Raw genomic sequence first — 21,164 nt, 5'->3', positions numbered from 1 at the left:
CAGGTGGGGCCGGCCGCTACGCCGGGCGAAGAGCCCGCTCCAGGCCCCGCACGCTCCGGGCGGCCTTGCGTGCGTGATAGGGCATCGGCATATACCTCAACCGCTCCGGCAGGCGTGGGACGAGCATCGCCACCGCCCGCCCGAGGTGCCGCAGCCGCCGCTCGTCCCGCGCCGACCAGGGTAGATCCAGCTTCTCCCGTACGGCGGGCGGCAGCGTCCCCACGGTCACGAAGTAGTTGACCTCTCCCGACCCGGCACCCACCGGCGCCCAGAGCCGCCGCAGCGGCCGGGGCAGCCCGGGCGGCATCGGGGTCCCCCGCATGACGGCGAGCACGTCGAGCGCTGTCGGATGCGGTTCCAGCCGCTCGGCCACCATCTCGTCGAAGTAGGACCAGAACTCCTCGACGGTCGGCGGCATCTCCCGCTCCGGCACCCGCAGGATCGCGCCGAGCTGCCGCGTCTCCGCGTAGAGCCGGCGTTCACCGTCTTCGGTGTAGGGGGTGCCGAAGTAGCGGTTGAGGGTGACGAAGCGCTCGAACAGCGACAGGTGCACCCAGGCCCAGGCCGCACCGTTCAGCGCGTGGTAGCACCGGCCCTGTTCGTCCACCCCGCTGATCGGCTTGTGCAGCTCACGCAGCCGCTCGCCCTCGGCAGGGCCGTCCGCTCCGCCGTACACCCAGGTGTGGATCGAGGCGAGCGTGCGGTTGAGCCGGCCCCACGGGTCCTGCCTGTAGACGGAGTGCTGGGCGACGGCCGCGCCCACCGCCGGATGCATGGTCTGGAGGACCAGCGCGCTGCCCGCCACGAGCAGGTTGCGGTATTCACCGGCGGTCTCCCAGTGCAACGAGCCTGGGCCGAACGGCTCGACGTCCATGACGGCGCCTCCCGGGGTGATACAACCTCACCTTCTTTGTATCATCCCGGGTGCACATAAGTAACCCTTCACTTATTCATCTGGTAAAGACGATTTTTCCGAAAATGTCACCCTCGGCCAGGGCGGCGAAGCCGTCACGGGCGTCCGACAGCGGCATCGTCCTGTCGATGACCGGGCGCAGCCCGGTCTGCTCCAGGAACACGGCCAGCCGCTGGAGCTGGTCGCGCGTGCCCATCGTGGAGCCGATCACCGAGAGCTGCAGGAAGAACACCCGGTTCAGGTCGGCGGGCGGGACCGCGCCACTGGTGGCGCCGCAGACCACGATGCGCCCGCCGGGCTTGAGCGACTTGAGCGAATGGTCCCAGGTGGCCTGGCCGACGGTCTCCATGACGGCGTCGACCCGCTCGGGCAACCGCGCGCCGGGCTCGAAGACCTGGTCGGCGCCGAGCTTCACGGCCTGCTCCCGCTTGGCGGCCGAGCGGCTGGTCGCCCAGACCCGGTAGCCGCCCGCGCGGCCGAGCGCGATCAGCGCGGTGGCCACCCCGCCGCCCGCCCCCTGCACGAGCACGGTGGAACCAGGCTCGAGACCCGCCTTGTCGAACAGCATGCGGTAAGCGGTCAGCCAGGCCGTGGGCAGGCAGGCGGCCTCCTCGAAGGTGAGCGCGGCCGGCTTGGGCACCAGGTTGCGGCGCGGCACGGCCACCCGCTCGGCGAACGTGCCGTCGTGAACCTCCGACAGCAGCGAACGCTTCGGGTCGAGCGTCTCGTCGGCCCCGGAGCCGATCACCGCGTGCACGATGACCTCGTTGCCGTCGGCGTCCACCCCGGCCGCGTCGCAGCCGAGCACGATCGGCAGCCGGTCCTGCCTGATGCCCACGCCTTTGAGCGTCCACAGGTCATGGTGGTTGAGTGCGGTCGCACGTACCGTGACGGTCGTCCAGCCGTCCGGGACCTGCGGCTCCGGATGCTCGCCGAGCGTCAGCCCGGCGAGAGGGTTGTCGGGATCGGTCTGTGTGGCGGTTACGGCGAACATGGCCGCACCTTACCGAAGGTCCGCAGAAAGACTCGGCCTTCTAATGACCAGGGATGAATGTGATCCCCGTTAGGGGATGGCCCGCCGGTAAGTGAGGCAGTCCAGAGCGCGTGGTGCGGAGTTGGATCGGTCATGTTGGTCGGCGCTGTTGTTCGATGCAGGCGTTACGTGGTCATCCTCGCCGTTGAACTCGACCAGTTCGGCCTCGAAGCTGTCACAGACCTCGACCATGATCTCTTCACAGCGGCGCAGCATCTTGTCGTGGAACACATTTCGCCAGTGCTTGGTCACGAAGACCAGATGGGCGTGCATCCCAGAAACCTTGTGTCTCCCGCGTCGGTATTCGTCTGACGCAGGCGTAGGTCAGGCGATAATGTGTTCGAGTCAGTGGGACGCGTGTGCTGTCAGGGGGTGGTGTTCGGTGAAGCTGCGCTACAACTACCGGCTGTATCCGGACGCGCCCCAACGGGAGATGCTGGCCCGGACGTTCGGGTGTGTCCGGGCGGTGTGGAACGACGCGCTGGCTCGGCGCAAAGCCGCGTGGAAGGCCGACCGGACGCGGATCAGCGGCCCGCAGTTGCAGAAGATCTGCATCACCGCCGCGAAGCGGACCCCTGAGCGGGAATGGCTCGGGCAGGTGTCCCCGGTGCCGTTGCAGCAGTCACTGCGAGACCTGGATGTGGCGTACAAGAGCTTCTTCGACTCGGTGTCGGGCAAGCGCAAAGGCCCGAAGATGGGTCTGCCCGCGTTCAAATCCCGCCATGATCACCGCCAGTCGGCCCGGTTCACCACCAATGGCTTCACGCTCCGCGCCGGCGGCATTCTCTATCTTGCGAAGATCGGCGAGATCGAGGTGCGGTGGTCGCGCGAGCTACCCGCTCCACCTTCTAGCGTGACGGTCATCAAGGACGCCGCAGGCAGATACTTCGCCTCGTTCGTCATTGACATGCCGGACGACAGCCAGACCTTGCCCGAGAGCGATGCGCAGACGGCGATCGATTTGGGGCTGACTCACTACGCGGTCACCTCGGACGGAGAGAAGATCGCCAACCCGAAGTGGCTGCGCCGCCGGGAGCGAAAACTTGCGAAACTCCAGCGTGCCCTGTCGCGCAAGCAGAAAGGGAGCGCCAGTCGCACCAAGGTCCGCATCAAAGTCGCCCGCCAGCACGCCAAAGTCGCCGACGCCCGCCGGGACTTCCTCCACAAGGCCAGTACCTCGATCCTGCGCGAGAACCAAGCGGTAGCGGTCGAAGGTCTGGCCGTGCGGGGCCTCGCGCGAGGCATGCTCGCCAAGTCCGTCAACGACGCCTCCTGGGGGTCGTTCCTGCGACTGCTGGAAGGCAAAGCGACCCGCTACGGCCGTGAGTTCATCACTATCGACCACTGGTATCCCTCCTCCCAGTTGTGCCCCTGCTGCGGCTGGAAGATCGGGAAACTCGCCCTGGACGTCCGTGAATGGGACTGCCAGCAATGCGGCGAACACCACGACCGCGACATCGCCGCCGCGCTCAACATCCTCGCCGAAGGCATCCGCCTGAGGTCTGCGAACGACGTGGCCGCCGGGCTGGCGGACACCCAAAACGACTGTGAAGGACAGGTAAGACCAGGCGAGGCAATCCCGACCCTGGCACCGCCCGAAACCTACACCACGCAAGCGGCGTAGAAGCAGCAGTAAATACCCCGCCGCGAGGCGGGACAATCCCCGTCATTTATTTATGGCGGGGAGAAGTCAATTCAGCGTGATCCGGATCCCGTCAATGGCATGCTCGACGAACGAGCGCGAGCCCGAGGCGGCGATCTGCACGTCGCCCCGGCACACGACCCGGACGGGCCGGCCGCGGCCGTTGACCGCCGACGGCGTCCTGGCGTTCTTCTGGCAGTCGGGGGTGGGAATGAGCGCGAGCATGTCGCCGACGCCACCACCGAACCAGAGCTGCGGCCCGACCGGGTCGCCCCGGGCCGTCTCGCCGGGCTCCGCCAGGCGGATCGCCTCGCCGCTGCCGCTCAGGACGAGGTAGCCGTCCTTGCCGACCTTCCCGCGCAGGCTCTTGGCCGCCGCCAGCCGCTCCTCGAAGGCCAGCCCCTCGGGCGTGTCATTCATCGCCAGCCGCCACTTGCCGAACGCGAACATCAGCACCTGCCCGTTCGGGCCACCCCCGGGCTGGCGCGGCCAGAGGGTGACGTTCGGGGTGAAGTTCCTGATCGGCTGTGCACCCCTGGAGATCTCCATCTCGCCGCCGTAGGGGGCGTAGAGCCCGCGATAGTGGCCCGCCACCCAGGCGCCCATGAACGGGCGCGCGCCCAGCTCGTTGAGCCGTAGTGCGGCGGGGTAGCGGACGTCCGCGTGCCGCCCGTCGGGGAAGACCACCGGGATGACCTCGTCGCCGCCCTTGACCTTGGCCGGCGCGCGTACGACGTTGGGCGCGCCCTCGATCCTGGTCAACGACCGGATGGGCACGGGCACCGGCGCGGCGCTCGGCGGCGGCACCTGCCCCGGCTCGGGGTCGCGGCTCGCGAGCAGGCTGACGATGCAGATCGCCGGCAACGCCAGCACCACCCCGATCGCGATCCACCGACGCCGGCCACGCTCGCCTGCCTCGATGACGTCGAACTGATCGGCCACGGTGATCCCCTGCCGAGTAGTGCGGCTGGCGTATCCGTCCTCAGTTCAGTTGAGCGGGTGCCGCCAGCGCAAGCCCTGGAACTTGGCGAAATCGGTGTCGCAGGTTACGAATTCACAACCGTGCTCGATGGCCAGTGCGGCCAGGTACGTGTCAGGCACCAGGTTTCCCTTCGCCCCCCTTTGGCGGCCCAGCCGGGTGAAGATCTCCCAGTGCCTGTCCTTGCCGTCGACTGGGACGGCATGTGGCTGGTTGCGGTAGGCCTCCGCGAACTCCACCGCCCGGTCGAGCGGGTCAGGGTTGAGGTAGATCCTGCGGTTGGTCACTATCCGGATGAAGCCGTTGACGACAAAGTCGCTGACGGCGTAGCTCGACTCGCCGTTGATCATCTCCTTGACGAAAGCCAGGTAGCGCTTCTGGTCGGGGACCTCGAGCCGGAACGCGTTGACGAGGACGTTGGTGTCAGCGAGGAACATCGTGCGTCCTCAATTCGAAGTCGAGGTCGTACATGATGTGCTCGAGCTTCTCGCCCGCATCGAGCCGCCGCTGGACATCCGGCTGGTAACCCGGCTGCTCGCGAGAGGTGATCAGCTCCACGCGGGGCCGCTCGGCCGCCTCCGTGGAGCGGTTGAGTAGTTGTCGCAAGGCATCCTCCATCACCGAGGTGAGACTGCGTCCGTTTCGTGCCGCGTACGCCTTGGCCTCGTTGAGGAGTGCGTCGTCGATCCGCACCGTGGTCCTCCGCATGACACCAGCGTCCGCCGCTGACATAAAAATGTCAACAGCAGATAGTAATCATGCGCTCACAATTCTTGCACAGTTTTTAATCTCACCACCGCGCCACATTGACCTTTCCGTCGGACACCAGCCGCACCCGCCGGCCGACCAGTTCCCTGGACATCGCGTCCGCCAGGAGTTTCTCCTCCAGCACGTGAGCATGGGCCCGGCCCCCACCGGGCAGGTCGACCACGAGGATGCCCTTCTCCGCGACACCGTCGCGCCCATGCGCCACCGTGTAGCCGGCCACCGTGGCGGGGCCGTCGTACAGGGCGACGATCTCCACCGGGTCGGCGGTGAAGACCGGCGTGGCATCGCCCAGCGCGCCGCCCGGGTCCGTGGACCAGATCGCGTACGTGTGCTTGGTCAGGTGCATGCCGACGCCCGTCACCAGCCCGTGGCCCTGCTGGGCGCGCAGCAGCCCCGCCATCGTGGCCGTCGAGTGCAGGACGTAGTCGCTGGAGGGACCGCCGGCGTACGGCAGGCCGCCGGTGACCGTCAGGCCGCGCCGGTCGAGCGGGTCCAGCTTGATCGCGTCGCACGCCTGCCGCAGCGCGATCGCGAAGCAGCTGTAGAGGTCGAGCGCGTGGATGTCCTCCAAGCCCAGCCCGGCGCGCGCGAACGCGGCCTCGGCGGTGCGCGCGATGGCCCGCGAGGCGCCGAGCGCGGGCCGGGCCGCCACCTCCCACGTGTCCTCGCCGTATGCCCAGCCGCGCAGGTAGACCCGCTGGTCGTCCGGTACGCCGAGCCGGTCGGCGAGTCCGGTGGACACCAGGATGACGGCCGCGGCCTGGTCGACCTCCCCCACGGCCACGGTGTCGCGGGTGTACGGCCAGCCGATGAAGCGGTGGCCGGTGACCAGTTCCTCCGGGGTTCGGGCGGTACGCCGCCAGGCGTGTGGGTTCGCGGCGGCGACCTCGGTCATCGGCGCCATCATCCGCGCCCGGTCCACCATTTCCTCATTTATCGACATACCGAGGGACGCGCGGCGGGCGGTCTCCATGATCGCGTAGGTGTGGACCGGCAGGAACAGCTCGTGGGCCAGCTCCGCCGGGTGCGGCGGGCGGTCCCAGCCGTAGGGCGGCTTGGGATCGGCCGGATGGCTCCATGGCACATGCTCGCCCGCCTGCCGGTAGGCCCGGCGCGTGGCCAGCGCCTCGGCGCCGGCGACCAGGGCCGAGTCGAGCTCCCCCGCCGCGATCCTGCCCGCGGCCTCGCCGATGAGCAGCTGTGGCGCCGTGCCGCTGACCCTGGAGTACGCCCGGTGCCGGGGCGCGGCGCCCAAGCGGTCGGCGAGCCGGCCGACCGGGGAGTCGTACTGCCAGGAGTCGGTGTAGACGAGCTGGATCGAGTCGATCCGCCCAACCGGCAGCCGCGCCTCGCGAGCCGCCTCGCGCGCGACGTGCTCCCACAGGTCGAGTGGTTCCGGGCCCGGCTGCTCGCGAACGGTGCGCTGGGCCGTACCTATGAGACAGGGGGTGCGTGGATCCATGTCTCTCATCTAACCAGAATAACATTCGGTTGATAAGTAGTGGCGTTTATAATAACCGTTACCGGCGATGCTAGAGGAGATCAACATGCCTATCCACCTGCGGAAATGCTTTCCTGTAATACGTGCGATCTGGTTATTTCCATGACGGAACGGAACCGGTCCAGACTTTTTCGCGCCCTTTTCTGGCCGCGGGATTGCGCCATTCATTAACGCGCCGAGCGTTTTCCTGGCCCACCGGGGTGCTGTCCCCCGAACGCGGCCGCTCCCGCGGAGCAGGCGGTCCAGTCCTGGACGCCCGACCGCATCAAGCTGGCGGCCGACCACGACACCCGTTCCAGCGGCGTCAAGGGCAACAACTCCACCCCCGACGGCCCGCCCCGCAGCCCGAAAGCGCACGCGTTCTCCTTCGCGGCTACTCCGCCGGCGAGCACCCCGACGGCGACAAGCCGTTCACCGGCCGGCGCTACGGCAGGACGGCTCCGATGCCCGCCGCGCCGAAGTACAACCTGCAGGAGCACATCGGCCTCAAGTGCGCCTTCACCGCCGGCGCCAACGGCGGACCGCTCCTGTACAGCTACATGCCGCCGCGAACTGATCGACCGGCGACATGCCGTAAGCACCCGCCCCGGCCGTTCCCCCGGCCGGGGCCTTCTCGCACTCCTACAGCGATCAAGAAAGGCACCCGGGAAAAGCCTGGTAGACATCGAAGTCGCATCATGTACTATGCCTGTGACGTGCGGAAACGACCTTCACATGAGATCGGGTCCGCTATCCGGATGGCGCCCTTGACGCACTCCTTATGAGGTACAAGTCACGCTTGATCTGATAACGAATCGCCATCCGAGCTGCAATACAGTGAGTGATCTGGAAAAATCCATCGTTACACCCCCAGAACTACTAACCCCCAAAGGCAAGGCATTTCCATGATCCCCCGGGTCCGGCACCTGGTAGCGGCTGCCCTCAGCGCGCTGCTGCTGTTGCCTGCCCTCGTGGGGACCGCCTCCGCCGCGACCGGCAGCCGCGTCTACTCGGTCACGCTGGCCAAGACGGTGGCGGACATGAAGAAGGTCGCCGCGTACTGGCAGCCCGACCGGCTCAAGAAGGCTGACAACTACAGCCCCGCCACGCCGGCCTCGCAGTCCTCGCCCACCGCTACGGCCGCAGCCGGGGCGAGTCAGATCGTCACGCTGAAGCGCCCGAAGGGCCTGCTGAGCGTCGCACCCGTCCTCCCGCGCAACAGCACGGCCGCCAAGACCATGGGCAAGGTCTTCTTCCGCTTCGGCGACAAGGAGTACTGGTGCTCGGCCAGCGCGGTCGCGGCCAAGAACCGCAGCGTGGTGGCCACCGCCGGGCACTGCGCGTACGACTCGCGCCAGGCCAAGCCCGCCGATTACTGGATCTTCGTTCCCAACCCGGGCCCCGAGGGGGAGACGCCCGACGGCATCTACGTGGGCGCCGCGATCAGCATGCACGAGGACTGGCCGGGCAAGGGCGACTACGACTTCGACTACGCCTTCGTCACCGTGCACCGCGGCTTCAAGTGGGTGGAGAAGAACGGCCAGCTCGCGATGCAGGACGTCGGCCGTCTGCAGGACAACATCGGCGGGCAGGGTCTGACGATCGGCAAGGGCCTGGCCCTCTCGATCTCCGCCTTCGGCTACCCGGCGGGCCCGCAGCCCGACGGCAGCCACCCGTTCAACGGCAAGACGCTGAAGGCGTGCTCGGGCACCACGAGACGCACCGTGGCCCCCAGCCTCGACCTGCAGTACGGCGTGCAGCTCCAGCCGTGCGACTTCAGCGCCGGCGCAAGCGGCGGCCCCTGGCTGATCAACTACCAGGCGGTCCAGAGGGTCGGATTCCTCAACGGGATCAACAGTCTGACCTGGAACAGAGACGCCAAGGGCGGCTACGACGCGGTGTCCTCGCCGACCTTCAACGCCACGACCGGCGACGTCTACCGACGCGCCGCAGCGCTCACTACACCGCAAAATGTGACGTAAGTTACACGTTCCGTATCGCCACCCCGAGTGATCAGCCGGTTTCAGATCTCGGGATGGTCACGGGCATGATCGTCGCGCTTGACTGCGCTAACAGGTAATTCACAGGACCAGAGTCAGACCGATAGGTTCCCGCCTGTCCGTTTGCTGCATTCTGGGGCGCACGAGGCGCCCCGCGTCTGGAGTTTTACCTTGAAGCGCATCCTTCTCCCGGCCGGTGGCGCCGTTCTGGCGACCGGCCTCCTGGCCGCCGGCCTGGCAGGCACCGCTCAGGCACAGGGCGACATCGCCACCGACCCCATGGCCCGTACGACACAGCAGGCCTCCTCGGTCGCGTCCTTCTGGGCCGCGTCCAACTTCGCCGCCCTCCGCTCCGCCACCGCCTACACCTGGGACGCCAAAGAGGTCAGGAAGGTCGTCTCGAAGGGCGGCTACAGCCCTGACGGCAATCCGGGAAGCGCCACTCCCATCGGAGAGGAGAAGAAGGCCCCGGGCAAGGTTCAGAACGTGAACATGCCCAAGACGCTCGGCAAGGTCTTCTTCGTCGACGGCCAGGGCAAGTTCCGCTACTGCTCGGCCACGTCCATCCAGTCGAACTACCGCAACCTGGTCGCCACCGCCGGCCACTGCGTCTACGACACCGACAGCAACAAGGACCTGCTGAACAACTGGGTCTTCGTGCCCGCCTACTACGAGGGCAAGGCGCCGTTCGGCATCTTCGTGGGCAAGCAGGCCTTCACCCACTACGACTTCGACACCTACGAGGACTACGACCGCGACTACGCGTTCGTGACCGTTTACAACGGCATCTCCTTCAACGGTGTGAAGCAGGTGGACCGCAAGGACTACGACCGCTTCGTCGGCCCCAAGCGGAACTGGGGCGGGCGCTACTACATCCTGCTGTCCAAGGACGCCGGCCGGCTCGGTGACGTCGTCGGCGGCCAGGGCGTGTCCTGGAACCAGCCCACCGGCAAGCCCGTCCGCGCCTTCGGCTACCCCGCGGGCCCGCACCCCGACGGCAACAAGCCCTACAGCGGCGTGACGCCGAAGTGGTGCTACAACAAGACCACCGCCAAGGCCGTGGGCGCTCCGTGGCTCAAGATCGAGGAGCACATCGGCCTCAAGTGCGCCGTGACGCCCGGCTTCGACGGCGGCCCCTGGCTGTCCAACTACAGCAACGGCAAGCGTCTGGGCTACGTCAACGGCGTGACCAGCACGTTCGCTGACCAGGACGGCAACGACCGCATCGACTACATCACCTCGCCGTACTTCGACGGTGAGACGGCCGCGGTGTACAACTCGGCCAAGAACGCCTGGTCCGGCAAGATCGTCGGCCCGAACGGCGAGCTGTACAAGTAACACCCCTCACCCGAAAAGGGGCCCCGCCGGGTTCGGCTGGGCCCCTTTTTCGTGCTTTTTCAAGATCATCTCGGTGGATTCGGGAGTATTAGACGGAGCTCGCGCCAATCTGGTTCCTGTGATCTGAGTCACATTGGCGCACCCACGAAGCGTGTCGCACCCCTCACAGCCCTTCCGCCATGCCCCCTTCATACCCAGCGAAAACGTGGCAATTCGATCACCCTCCGCTAAGGTCTCTGACTGGTAACGGAAAGGTCACGAGGGTAAGGGTGCCTTCCAGATGGGGCAGAACGGCTTTTACCTGCGGAGATCACCACGCTATGTTCCTTGCTATCCCTTTACTGACGCATGGGACGCATGTTGTGTCCCACGACAGAGCAAGGAGCAGTTCCCTTGAAGCGCATCCTCATCCCCGCCGGTGGTGCCATCCTGGCTACCGGCCTTCTGGCCGCCGGCCTCGCCGGTACGGCCACGGCCGCCAGCGACGTAGCCTCCGACCCGATGGCGAAGAGCGCCGCTGACGCGAAGGCCATCGCGGACTTCTGGTCGGCCACGAACAACGCCGCCCTCAAGGCGGCGAAGGAGTCCAACGTCTGGGACGCCGGCGACGTCACCAAGCTGCAGAGCAAGGGTGGCTACAGCGCCGACAGCAAGCCCGGCTCCTCCGTGCCGATCGGCCAGGAGAAGAAGACCACCGTCAAGGTTCAGAACGTGAACCTGCCGAAGACCATCGGCAAGGTGTTCTTCGTCAACAGCAAGGGCGAGAAGAAGTGGTGCTCCGCTTCTTCGGTCCAGTCGAAGTACCGCAACCTGGTCGCCACGGCCGGTCACTGCGTCTACGACACCGCCACCAACTCGGACGTCATGTCCAAGTGGGTCTTCGTCCCCGGCTACTACCAGGGCAAGACGCCGTTCGGCATCTACGTGGGCAAGCAGGCCTTCACCCACTACGACTTCGACGTGTACGAGGACTACGACCGCGACTACGCGTTCGTGACCGTGTACAACGGCATCCAGCTCGGTGGCGGTACCGCCAAGCAGGTCTCCAAGGCCGACTTCGACAAGTACCAGGGCATCAAGGATGCCAAGGACGTGCCGATCACTCAGGCCGAGTACCAGAAGTGCAAGGACCTCAACGGCGGCGAGACGCCTGACTGCTGGGCCAAGACGGACAGCAAGATCGACGTCGTGGGCCCGGACTACCCCGGCGCCATCAAGGCCCTGACCGAGGTCAGCAAGGAGACGTACGACGCTGCTGCCACTGGCAAGGCCAATGGCACCAAGGCGCCCGCCGCCACCAAGACGGAGAACGTCACCAAGACGGAGTACGAGGCCTACAAGGGCCCGGGCTACCGGAAGATTGACGAAAAGGGCAACTTCACGATCACCCACTACTTCGTCAAGAACTGGGTGAAGAAGACAGACATCAAGGGTTACTTCAAGACTGTCTTCTACATCGTCGAAGGCTCCGCCAAGGACGTCGGTCGCCTCGGTGACGTCGTCGGCGGCCAGGGCGTGTCCTGGAACCAGCCCACGGGCAAGTACGTCCGCGTGTTCGGCTACCCGGCCGCGCCGCACCCCGACGGCCACAAGAACTACACGGGCATCACGCCCAAGTGGTGCTACGGCAAGACCAGCAAGAAGGTCGTCGGCTCGGCCGCCAAGAAGATCGAAGAGCACGTCGCGCTCAAGTGCGCGATGACCGAGGGCGCCGACGGTGGCCCTTGGCTGCTCAACTACAGCAACAGCAAGCGTCTCGGCTACGTGAACGGTGTCACCAGCACCTTCAACGACCAGGACGGCAACAAGCGTGTCGACTACATCTCCTCGCCGTACTTCGACGGTGAGACCGCTGCGGTGTACAAGTCCGCGGCGAACGTGTGGTCCGGCAAGATCCTTTGAGTTGAGATCCTCTAAGTAACGCACCGCGACCGTTTCAGGACGGTGCGCACAGCGGTAACTCGCGAAGGGCCCGGCATTGCCGGGCCCTTCGGCGTTCTCGGGGCAAATCTGAAGGGCGTTTTGACGCATGGCGGGCCCAGACGGTGCCATCAAGTCGATGTGATCTGCGTCACATCAGGCGTATGACCGTCGGGACGGCGGCACTCTCGCCACCGCAGCAACACTGACAACTTCCTTATGTTGATCTGCGGAAACGATGTCATCCGGCACTTCCGGCAAGTCATCCTCTATCGCCGTTTAAACATCACGGAACGATCACGCCCGACTTAGCGCCCTTTTTCCCGTCAAAGCAGCTACCCGAGTTCAAGATCCACACTGTATGTTCCTGGCTATCCCTTTACTGACGCATGGGGCGCAAGAAGCTCCCCACGACAGCGCAAGGAGTTACCTTGAAGCGCATCCTCCTCCCCGCCGGTGGCGCCATTCTGGCCACCGGTCTGCTGGCTGCCGGCCTCGCCGGTACCGCTCAGGCCACTAGCGACGTCGCGAGCGACGCGCTGGCGAAGACGACGGCCCAGGCTCAGGAGACCCTGAACTTCTGGACCAAGTCCAACAACGCTGCGCTCAAGGGCGCTGTGGCCTTCAACCCCGACTCGCTCGAGGTTGAGAAGATCTCCCGTGGTGGCGGCTATAGCGCCGACACCAAGCCCGGCTCCTCCGTGCCGATCGGCGAGGAGAAGAAGGTCGCCGTCAAGTCCCAGAACGTCAACCTGCCGAAGACCATCGGCAAGGTGTTCTTCGAGGGCCGCGACGGCAAGCTGTACTGGTGCTCGGGCACCTCGGTCCAGTCGCAGTACCGCAACCTGGTCGCCACGGCCGGTCACTGCGTCTACGACATCGCCGGCAACGACGAGGTCGTCTCGCGCTGGGTCTTCGTCCCGGGTTACTACCAGGGCAAGACGCCTTACGGTGTCTTCGTGGGCAAGCAGGCCTTCACCCACTACGACTTCGACGTGTACGAGGACTTCGACCGCGACTACGCGTTCGTCACCGTGTACAACGGCCTCGCTGGCCTGACCAACACGGAGAAGAAGGTCTCCAAGGCTGAGTACGATGCCTACCAGGGCAACAAGGAAGCCAAGGACGTCTCGATCACCGAGGCCGAGTACACCAAGATCAAGGACCTCAACGGCGGCGAGACCCCGGACGCTTGGGCCAAGCCTTCCACGATCGAGGACCTGGTCGGCCCGGACTACCCTGGCGCCATCAAGACGCTCAAGGAAGTCAGCGTCGAGCAGTACAACGCTGCCCCCACGGGCAACGTGAACGGTGGCAAGTCGCCGTTCGTGTGGACCCAGAAGGTCACGGAGTCGGAGTACAAGGCCTACACCGGCCCCGGCTACCGGAAGATCGACTCCAAGGGTGGCTTCACCATCACCCACTACTACCTTCGGTACTGGGTGAAGAAGACCGCCAAGGTCGAGTACTTCCGCACCGAGTTCTACGTCTACGGCCAGAGCTTCAAGGACGGCGGTCGCCTCGGTGACGTCGTCGGTGGCCAGGGCGTGGCGTGGAACCAGGCTGCGGGCAAGGTCGTTCGTACCTTCGGGTACCCCTACGGCCCCAACCCTGACGGTAGCAAGCCCTACACCGGTGTTACGCCGAAGTGGTGCTACGGCAAGACCGCCAGCAAGGTCATCAAGGTCCCGGCCCGCAAGGTCGAGGAGCACCAGTCGCTGAAGTGCGCCGTCACCGCCGGTTACGACGGTGGCCCGTGGCTGGCGAACTACAGCAACTCGAAGCGTCTTGGCTACGTCAACGGCGTCACCAGCCTCATCGTGGACGTCGATGGCAACAAGCGCTACGACACGATCACCTCGGCGATCTTCGATGGCGAGACCGCCGCGATCTACAAGGCCGCTGCGGCCTCGTGGTCCGGCAAGCTCGTCCCGTAGTTCACTGCGGACCGAACGAGGGCTTAGGTCATCGTTCACCAGCTTCACCGAAGGGCCCGGCATCCTGCCGGGCCCTTCGGCCTTTTCCGGATATAGCTCCTCTGACCTGGACCTCCAGCATTTTCCGTAACATTCCAGCACAATCTGTTACCAGAGTGACCAGAGGGTCGATAGGGTCTTTACAACTCGCTTGTTAACGTTGTGGAGATCTTCAGTGAAGCGCCTGCTCGTCCCCCTGACCGCTGCCAGCCTGAGCGCCGCCGCCCTCACCCTCCCCGCCAACGCCGCCGCCCCCGACTGGGTCCAGGATCCGCTCGCCCCCAAGGCCGCCGAGGCCTACAGCAACGCCTACTTCTGGCTCGACGCCAACGGTGCCGCGCTCAAGAAGGCCACGCAGTACAACGTCGATGCCAAGGACGTCCAGAAGCTGGTCTCCACCCAGGCCAAGGCGCCCGACGGCAAGCCGGGCTCGGCCTCCCCCACCGGCACGACGCCCGCCGTGGCCAAGTCCACGGCCGTGAACCTGCCCAAGTCCATCGGCAAGGTCTTCTTCCTCGACAGCGCCGGCAACTACCGCTGGTGCTCGGCGACGTCCGTCCAGTCCAGGAACCGCAACCTGATCGCGACCGCGGGCCACTGCGTCTACGAGCGCGGCAAGGACGTCTTCGCCAAGTGGGTGTTCGTCCCCGGCTACTACCAGGGCAAGGCGCCGTTCGGCGTGTACGCGGGCGCCTACGCGTTCACCAGCTACGACCTCGACACCTACGACGACTACGACGGCGACTTCGCGTTCGTGGCCGTGCACAACGGCTTCGCGCTCCCCAACGACAAGAAGGTGTCGTTCAAGGAGTTCCAGGCGTGGCGGGGCGACAAGTGGGTCAAGCCGGTTGAGATCAGCCCGGCCGAGTACGCCAAGTGCGTGCTCACCCTCGGCCACTGCTGGTCCCAGGGCGCCGACACCCCGGCCGACAAGGTGGGCCCCGACTTCCCCGGCGCTGTTCTGGAGAAGGTCGAGGCGGGCGAGAAGGAGTACACGGACGCCAAGACCGGCAAGGGCAACGGCTTCAAGCTCGGCGAGCCCGAGACCGTGCCCGTCACCCTGCCGGAGTACACCGCCTACAAGGGCCCCGGCAAGAAGACCATCGACAAGTCCGGCAACTACCTCATCACCCACTACTACACACAAAAGTGGGTCAAGCCCGGGTTGTCGCGCAAGTACTACATGGCCGAGTACGTCATCGGCATCGCCAAGGACCTGGGCCGGCTCGGTGACGCCGTCGGCGGCCAGGGCGTCGCCTGGAACCAGCCCATGGGCCAGAACGTCACCGCCTTCGGCTACCCCAGCGCCCCGCACCCCGACGGTGACAAGGCCTTCACCGGTGTGACGCCCAAGTGGTGCAGCGGCAAGACCGGAACGAAGAGGTACCAGGTCAACACGTTCAAGGTCGAGACGCACCAGGTGCTGAAGTGCTCGATGACCCCCGGCGCCGACGGCGGCCCCTGGCTGATGAAGTACGACAACAACAAGCGCACCGGCTACGTCAACGGCGTGACGAGCATGTTCCACGACCAGGACGGCAACGGCCGGATCGACTTCATCAGCTCCGCCTACTTCGACGGCGAGACCGCTGACGTCTACAACAAGGCCCAGTACGCGGCGACCAAGTCGATCGTCGGCCCCAACGGCGAGATGATGCAGTAGTAATAGGGACAACCTCGCGAGCCCGTCTCCGGATCGATCCGGAGACGGGCTCGTTCTGTAAGACCTAGACCGCCGACAGCTCGCGCAGCGCCCGCACCGCAGGCTCGCTCTTGTACGGCTCCAGCCTCCTGCGCAGATCGGCCGCGTACGAGCGGGAGCGGGCCGACTGGAGCTCACCGGCCAGCTTGAGCGCGGTCCCCGCCACCTCGCACGCCTCCTCGAGCTCACCGCACTGCAGCAGCCCGGCCGCCAGGAGCGACAGGTTGAACATCCGCCCCCGCACGAAGCGACCGTCCATGTCGAGCGAGCGCCGCGCCTGCCGGACGACCCGCTCCCCCTCTCCCAGGTCGCGGAAGCAGTGGGCGAACTTGGCCGACAGATACGCCTCGTCGAAGTAGCTCAGCCAGGAGGGCTCGTCGCCGGGCGCCCGCGAGTCGAAGGCGACCTCGGCGGCGTGCAGCGCGTTGCCGCAGGAGCGGGCGTCGCCGAGGCCCGCGTGGGCGTGCGCCTCCTGTACCAGGCTCGAGCACAGGAGGGTGTGGACGCCCGCTCGGCGGGCCGAGAGCTGGGCGGCCCTGGCCAGGTCGAGCGCGTGGGCGTGCTGGCCCATGTAGATGGCCTGGTGCGCCATGCCGGCCAGTATCTCGCCGCCCAGCGCGTGGTCGTCGGCCCCTCTGGCCAGGCGCAGCGCCTGGATCAGGTAACGCTGGGCCAGGCCGTGCTGCTCCAGGTCGTAGGCCATCCACCCGGCCAGGCGGGTCAGCTCCGCGGCGGCCGCGGCCAGCTGCCTGCCGGTGGCCTCCCCGTACGTGCCCTCTTTGAGCAGCGGCGAGACCGCGGTGTCGAGGTACTTGATGACGGACGCGCGGACGCGTCCGCTGCCGAACCGGTTGTCGAGCTCACCGAAGGAGCGGGTGACCTCGTGGATCGCGGTGATGTCGGCCCGGCCGACCCGGCGCGAGCCGGCGCCGCCGGGGTGTTCCTCCGGCGGGGACGTCAGCCAGCGGACGGCCCCTACCGAGCCCGCGCCTATCGCGAAAGTCGAATCGATCAGGAATCGCCGTCTCTCCATATCGGCCCGCCACAGCGCCGTCACGGTCGCGACCCCTTCCTTCCACGTGTGCGTGAACTCCTGCCCGAGATCAAGGGGCGAGACGATGGCCGGCATGCCCACCTCCACCGGGGAGAAGGGTCTGCCGAGCCGTAGCGCGAAAATCTCGGTAAGGAGGCACGGCACAGGGTCCCGAGGCCGCTGACCGCCTATCCAGCGCAGCACGGAGCTGTGGTCGTACTTCAGGCCGGGGGCGCCGCGCGCGGCGCCCAGGTCGTTGAGGCACCTGGCCAGCCCCTTGTGGGAGAAGCCCGCCTCCGCGATCAGCTGCTGTAGCAGTCGATTGGGCTCGCGTTCCATCGCTCTCCTCGCGGCAACCGGAAGCCCGCTTCCTTACAGAGAGCCCTCTTTATAGCACGGAGAGTAAAGAAAGATTGGCGATTTCCCAAGGGGGCCGAGGGACTACAGGCGGGCGACCCCGTCGGCGCGGGCCTGGGCGGCCACGGCGGCGGTCACCGCGGGCGCCACGCGCTTGTCGAACGGGCTGGGGATGATGTACTCGGCGGTGACGTCGTCGCCCACCACGCCGGCGAGCGCGGTGGCCGCGGCCACCTTCATGTTCTCGGTGATCGTGGTGGCCCGGACGTCGAGCGCGCCGCGGAAGACGCCGGGGAAGGCCAGCACGTTGTTGATCTGGTTGGGGAAGTCGGAGCGGCCGGTCGCGACCACCCTGGCGTGCTTCGCGGCCACCTCGGGATGCACTTCGGGGGTGGGGTTGGACAGGGCGAACACGATCGAGTCCGCGGCCATCGAGGCGATGGCCGCCTCCGGCACGGTCGAGCCGGACAGGCCGAGGAAGACGTCGGCGCCCGCCAGGGCCTCCTCGGTCGAGCCCTTGTGACCCGCCTTGTTGGTGTCGCGGGCAAGGGCCTCCTTGACCGGGTTGAGCCCTTCCCTGCCGCTGTAGAGCATGCCCTTGGAGTCCGCGACCGCGATGTCACCGATGCCGGCCTCCAGGAGGATCCTGGTGACCGCGACCCCGGAGGCGCCGGCGCCGGCCACCACGGCACGCAGGTCGCCCAGGGAGCGGCCGGTCAGCCGGGCCGCGTTGGTCAGCGCGGCGAGGGCCACGATGGCGGTGCCGTGCTGGTCGTCGTGGAAGACGGGAATGTCGAGCAGGTCCCGCAGCCGGTCTTCGACCTCGAAGCAGCGGGGCGCGCTGATGTCCTCCAGATTGATGCCGCCGAACGAGGGCGCCAGCCGCACGACGGTCTCGACCAGAGCGTCGACGTCGGTGCAGTCGAGGCAGATCGGGACCGCGTCGACGCCCCCGAACTCCTTGAACAGCAGCGCCTTGCCCTCCATCACGGGCATGGCCGCGGCCGGGCCGATGTCACCGAGGCCGAGCACGGCCGTGCCGTCGGAGACGACGGCGACCACGTTGGACACCCAGGTGTAGTCATTGACCAGTGACGGCGTGTCGGCGATCGCGGTGCAGACGCGGGCGACCCCGGGGGTGTAGGCAAGGGAAAGGTCGTCGGCGTTACGGACCGGAATGGTGGATCGGACCTCGAGTTTGCCGCCGCGGTGCAATGCGAAGGCGGGATCGAGATCGAGGGATTCGAGGGAAGTGGGTGTGGTAGTCACAGCGACCCCAGTAGTCATCGGACGGATGAGACCTTCGGCAGACGGCGCGAGAGGCCTGGCTTCGGTAGCCGCCAGGATCCCCTCTTCGATCGTCTCGTGCGAGGGGTTACGGGGGTCACCCGTGGCTCCATAGTGCCACATGCTGAGATCAGGTCCGTCTCGGGACTGACTCCGTTCTGTTGACGCATTGTTAATTGTCGGATGACGGTCTGCCGCAAAAACCCACTTAAACTACACAAAAAACAACTTTCCTTACATATCACTTGAGGAGGCCCGCCAATGGCCCTCTGGCCCAGAACGCGCCGTGGTTACACCACCGGCGCGCTCGCTCTGACCGCCGCTTTGGCACTGTCCGCCTGCGGCAGCTCCACTGAGACGGGCACCACCGGTGCCTCGTCCTCCGCACCCGCCACGGCGGCGGGCGGAGTCACGCTGGTCTCCCCCGGCAAGCTGACCACCTGCACCAACCTGCCGTACCCGCCGTTCCAGGCCAAGGACGCCAGCGGCAAGGTCGTCGGGTTCGACGTGGACATGATCGACCTGGTCGCCAAGAAGCTGGGCGTCACGCAGGACATCGTGGACATCGACTTCGACTCGATCAAGGGTGGTGCCGCGCTCAGCGCCGGCAAGTGCGACGTCGCCGCGGCCGGTATGACGATCACCGAAGACCGCAAGCAGCATCTCGACTTCTCCAGTCCCTACTTCGACGAGGTGCTCGGCCTGGTGACCAAGAAGGGCGCGGGCGTGCCCACGCTCGAGGCCGCCAAGGCCAAGAACCTGAGCGTCGGCGTGCAGGCCGGTACGACCAGCCTCACGCTGGCCAAGAACGCGGGCATCGAGGCCAAGGAGTTCAAGGACTCCGGCAAGCTGCTGCTCGCGCTGCAGTCCGGCCAGGTCGACATGGTCATCCAGGACCTTCCGGTCGTCGTCGACTGGATGAAGAAGCCGAACGTCTCCTCGGCCTATGAGCTGTCCGGCCAGGTGCCGACCCACGCGCAGTACGGCTTCGCCGTCAAGAAGGGCAACACCGCGCTGCTCAAGGTCATCAACGACTCGCTGTCCGAGGCCATCAAGGACGGCACCTGGTCCAAGGAGTACCAGCAGTGGATGGGCGCGGCGCCCGTCACGACCCCGACGCCCACCTCCTGATCATGACGACCACGCCGACCACCGCTGAGCCCGCCCGCAGCGGGCTCAGCCCCCGCCAGCGCCGCCGGATCAGCCTCGCCATCCAGTACGCCGTCTTCGCCCTCGTCCTCCTCGCGGTGATCCTGCTCGCGGACTGGCCGAAGATCTTCGAGAACTTCCTGAACGGAAAAGTCGCGGCGGGGATGTTCCCCACGCTGTTCACGGTCGCGCTGAAGAACACGCTGATCTTCACCGTGGCCGGCTATGTGATCGGCTTCGTGCTCGGTCTCGTGCTGGCGCTGATGCGGTTGTCCTCCGTAACGCCGTACCGGGTGGTCGCCCTCGTCTACATCGAGATCTTCCGCGGCCTGCCCGCACTGATCATCTTCCTGCTGCTCGGGTTCGGCCTGCCGATCGCGTTCCCCGGGTTCAAGCTCCCCGGCGACGTCTACGGCACGGTGGCGCTCGCGCTGGGCCTGGTGGCCGCCGCCTACATGGCCGAGTCGTTCCGCGCGGGCATCCAGGCGGTGCCCAAGGGGCAGATGGAGGCGGCCAGGTCGCTCGGCATGAAGCCGGGCCGGGCGATGCTCTCGATCATCCTGCCGCAGGCCATCAGGATCGTGATCCCGCCGCTCACCAACGAGCTGATCCTGCTGTTCAAGGACTCCTCGCTGGTCTTCACGCTGGGCGTGACCGCGGCGACCACCGAGCTGACCAAGTTCGGCTCCGACACCACGATCGACCAGGCCAACAGCACGCCGCTGATCGTGGCGGGGGCCACCTACCTGCTGATCACGATCCCGCTCGGGTTCGTCGTACGCCGCCTCGAAGCGCGTCAGGGGAGGAAACGGTGACCCACGCCGTAGAGATCAGGGACCTGCACAAGCACTTCGGCACCAACGAGGTGCTCAAGGGCATCGACTTCACCGTCGAACCCGGCCAGGTGGTCTGCGTCATCGGCCCGTCGGGGTCGGGCAAGTCGACGCTGCTGCGCTGCGTGAACCTGCTGGAGACGCCCACCAAGGGCAAGGTGTTCGTCAACGGCCGCGAGCTGACCCATCCCGACGCCGACATCGACGCCACCCGGCGGCAGGTCGGCATGGTGTTCCAGCAGTTCAACCTCTTCCCGCACCTGACCGCGCTGCAGAACGTGATGATCGCCCAGCAGCGGGTGCTGAACCGGAGCAAGGCCGAGGCCGAGATCGTCGCCAGGGAGAACCTGGACAAGGTCGGCGTCGCCGACAAGTGCCACGAATATCCCGGCAAGCTCTCCGGCGGTCAGCAGCAGCGGGTGGCCATCGCCAGGGCCCTGGCCATGAACCCGGCCCTGATGCTCTTCGACGAGCCCACCTCGGCGCTCGACCCCGAGCTGGTCGGCGACGTGCTCGCCGTCATGCGCAAGCTGGCGGAGGAGGGCATGACCATGCTGGTGGTCACCCACGAGATGGGCTTCGCCCGCGAGGTGGCCGACCGTGTGGTGTTCATGGACGGCGGGGTGATCGTCGAGGACGGGACACCCGCCCAGGTGGTCGGCGACCCGCAGCATGAACGCACCCGCTCCTTCCTCAGGCGCGTCCTGCACCCAGAGGGCTGACCGCCACGAGGCGGCCGACGCGTGCGTTCAAA

General features: G+C 66.6%; 17 protein-coding genes and 1 pseudogene. 9 read left to right on the top strand and 9 right to left on the bottom strand.

What is annotated here, in order from left to right; translation table 11 throughout:
- Positions 1–16: 16 nt before the first annotated feature.
- The 3 genes and pseudogenes from AB0B91_RS49515 to AB0B91_RS49505 form a co-directional block, all read right to left on the bottom strand.
- Entirely contained in the window at positions 17–874 is an 858-nt protein-coding gene (locus AB0B91_RS49515) for an oxygenase MpaB family protein (protein ID WP_358336770.1), read from the bottom strand.
- 76 nt (positions 875–950) lie between these two features.
- The gene (locus AB0B91_RS49510; protein ID WP_214640131.1) at positions 951–1,907 is read right to left on the bottom strand and encodes a zinc-binding dehydrogenase; all 957 of its coding nucleotides are present in this window, start codon (positions 1,905–1,907) and stop codon (positions 951–953) included.
- Between the two features lie 165 nt (positions 1,908–2,072).
- Positions 2,073–2,219 (bottom strand): annotated as a pseudogene (locus AB0B91_RS49505) (transposase); the annotation flags it as partial.
- Positions 2,220–2,328: 109 nt separating this feature from the next.
- On the opposite strand from AB0B91_RS49505, the gene AB0B91_RS49500 reads away from it, so the two are divergent.
- Positions 2,329–3,570 (top strand): RNA-guided endonuclease TnpB family protein, encoded by a 1,242-nt coding sequence (locus AB0B91_RS49500; RefSeq protein WP_358336767.1) that lies wholly within the window; start codon positions 2,329–2,331, stop codon positions 3,568–3,570.
- 66 nt (positions 3,571–3,636) lie between these two features.
- Here AB0B91_RS49500 and AB0B91_RS49495 read toward each other — a convergent pair whose 3' ends face one another.
- From AB0B91_RS49495 to AB0B91_RS49480, 4 genes are all read right to left on the bottom strand, one after another.
- Positions 3,637–4,530 carry a hypothetical protein gene (locus AB0B91_RS49495; RefSeq protein WP_358336764.1) on the bottom strand — a complete coding sequence of 298 codons (894 nt, stop codon included), beginning with the start codon at positions 4,528–4,530 and terminating at the stop codon, positions 3,637–3,639.
- Between the two features lie 45 nt (positions 4,531–4,575).
- The gene (locus tag AB0B91_RS49490) at positions 4,576–5,004 is read right to left on the bottom strand and encodes a type II toxin-antitoxin system VapC family toxin (RefSeq protein WP_358336761.1); all 429 of its coding nucleotides are present in this window, start codon (positions 5,002–5,004) and stop codon (positions 4,576–4,578) included.
- Positions 4,991–5,260, bottom strand: coding sequence for a hypothetical protein (locus tag AB0B91_RS49485; protein ID WP_358336758.1), 270 nt, complete (start codon positions 5,258–5,260; stop codon positions 4,991–4,993). The genes AB0B91_RS49490 and AB0B91_RS49485 overlap by 14 nt, the downstream gene beginning before the upstream one ends.
- 97 nt (positions 5,261–5,357) lie before the next feature.
- Positions 5,358–6,806 (bottom strand): acetyl-CoA synthetase, encoded by a 1,449-nt coding sequence (locus AB0B91_RS49480; RefSeq protein ID WP_358336756.1) that lies wholly within the window; start codon positions 6,804–6,806, stop codon positions 5,358–5,360.
- Between the two features lie 914 nt (positions 6,807–7,720).
- Between AB0B91_RS49480 and AB0B91_RS49475 the strand changes: the two genes are divergently transcribed.
- From AB0B91_RS49475 to AB0B91_RS49455, 5 genes are all read left to right on the top strand, one after another.
- Positions 7,721–8,797, top strand: coding sequence for a trypsin-like serine protease (locus AB0B91_RS49475; RefSeq protein ID WP_358336753.1), 1,077 nt, complete (start codon positions 7,721–7,723; stop codon positions 8,795–8,797).
- A gap of 189 nt (positions 8,798–8,986) precedes the next feature.
- The gene (locus AB0B91_RS49470; protein ID WP_358336750.1) at positions 8,987–10,153 is read left to right on the top strand and encodes a hypothetical protein; all 1,167 of its coding nucleotides are present in this window, start codon (positions 8,987–8,989) and stop codon (positions 10,151–10,153) included.
- 393 nt (positions 10,154–10,546) lie between these two features.
- Positions 10,547–12,055 carry a hypothetical protein gene (locus AB0B91_RS49465; protein ID WP_358336747.1) on the top strand — a complete coding sequence of 503 codons (1,509 nt, stop codon included), beginning with the start codon at positions 10,547–10,549 and terminating at the stop codon, positions 12,053–12,055.
- A 449-nt stretch (positions 12,056–12,504) separates the two neighbouring features.
- Entirely contained in the window at positions 12,505–14,010 is a 1,506-nt protein-coding gene (locus AB0B91_RS49460) for a hypothetical protein (RefSeq protein ID WP_358336744.1), read from the top strand.
- Between the two features lie 214 nt (positions 14,011–14,224).
- Entirely contained in the window at positions 14,225–15,712 is a 1,488-nt protein-coding gene (locus tag AB0B91_RS49455; protein ID WP_358336741.1) for a hypothetical protein, read from the top strand.
- Between the two features lie 64 nt (positions 15,713–15,776).
- Here the strand turns inward: AB0B91_RS49455 and AB0B91_RS49450 are convergent, their stop codons facing one another.
- Complete coding sequence (locus tag AB0B91_RS49450; protein WP_358336738.1) at positions 15,777–17,123, bottom strand: hypothetical protein; 1,347 nt, start codon at positions 17,121–17,123, stop codon at positions 15,777–15,779.
- A gap of 102 nt (positions 17,124–17,225) precedes the next feature.
- Complete coding sequence (locus tag AB0B91_RS49445) at positions 17,226–18,428, bottom strand: NADP-dependent malic enzyme (RefSeq protein WP_358336735.1); 1,203 nt, start codon at positions 18,426–18,428, stop codon at positions 17,226–17,228.
- 261 nt (positions 18,429–18,689) lie between these two features.
- On the opposite strand from AB0B91_RS49445, the gene AB0B91_RS49440 reads away from it, so the two are divergent.
- The 3 genes from AB0B91_RS49440 to AB0B91_RS49430 are packed head-to-tail and all read left to right on the top strand — an operon-like array spanning position 18,690 to position 21,132.
- Positions 18,690–19,559 (top strand): ABC transporter substrate-binding protein, encoded by an 870-nt coding sequence (locus tag AB0B91_RS49440; protein ID WP_358336733.1) that lies wholly within the window; start codon positions 18,690–18,692, stop codon positions 19,557–19,559.
- Positions 19,514–20,392: an amino acid ABC transporter permease gene (locus AB0B91_RS49435; RefSeq protein WP_358336730.1), complete on the top strand. Its 879-nt coding sequence runs from the start codon at positions 19,514–19,516 to the stop codon at positions 20,390–20,392. Before AB0B91_RS49440 ends, AB0B91_RS49435 begins: the two co-directional genes overlap by 46 nt.
- Entirely contained in the window at positions 20,389–21,132 is a 744-nt protein-coding gene (locus AB0B91_RS49430) for an amino acid ABC transporter ATP-binding protein (RefSeq protein ID WP_358336727.1), read from the top strand. The genes AB0B91_RS49435 and AB0B91_RS49430 overlap by 4 nt, the downstream gene beginning before the upstream one ends.
- Positions 21,133–21,164 lie beyond the last annotated feature (32 nt).

The sequence above is a fragment of the Nonomuraea sp. NPDC049141 genome, from assembly GCF_040648415.1.
GTDB lineage: Bacteria > Actinomycetota > Actinomycetes > Streptosporangiales > Streptosporangiaceae > Nonomuraea.
The sequence above is the reverse complement of the archived record's forward strand: the minus strand, read 5'-3'. Positions and strand labels throughout refer to the sequence as shown.

What these genes read in the sequence shown, in the direction of transcription:
- AB0B91_RS49515 (WP_358336770.1), bottom strand. Translation starts at nt 874, where the DNA reads ATGGACGTCGAGCCGTTCGGCCCAGGCTCGTTGCACTGGGAGACCGCC.
- AB0B91_RS49510 (WP_214640131.1), bottom strand. Translation starts at nt 1,907, where the DNA reads ATGTTCGCCGTAACCGCCACACAGACCGATCCCGACAACCCTCTCGCC.
- AB0B91_RS49490 (WP_358336761.1), bottom strand. Translation starts at nt 5,004, where the DNA reads ATGTTCCTCGCTGACACCAACGTCCTCGTCAACGCGTTCCGGCTCGAG.
- AB0B91_RS49480 (WP_358336756.1), bottom strand. Translation starts at nt 6,806, where the DNA reads ATGAGAGACATGGATCCACGCACCCCCTGTCTCATAGGTACGGCCCAG.
- AB0B91_RS49475 (WP_358336753.1), top strand. Translation starts at nt 7,721, where the DNA reads ATGATCCCCCGGGTCCGGCACCTGGTAGCGGCTGCCCTCAGCGCGCTG.
- AB0B91_RS49450 (WP_358336738.1), bottom strand. Translation starts at nt 17,123, where the DNA reads ATGGAACGCGAGCCCAATCGACTGCTACAGCAGCTGATCGCGGAGGCG.
- AB0B91_RS49445 (WP_358336735.1), bottom strand. Translation starts at nt 18,428, where the DNA reads ATGACTACTGGGGTCGCTGTGACTACCACACCCACTTCCCTCGAATCC.
- AB0B91_RS49440 (WP_358336733.1), top strand. Translation starts at nt 18,690, where the DNA reads ATGGCCCTCTGGCCCAGAACGCGCCGTGGTTACACCACCGGCGCGCTC.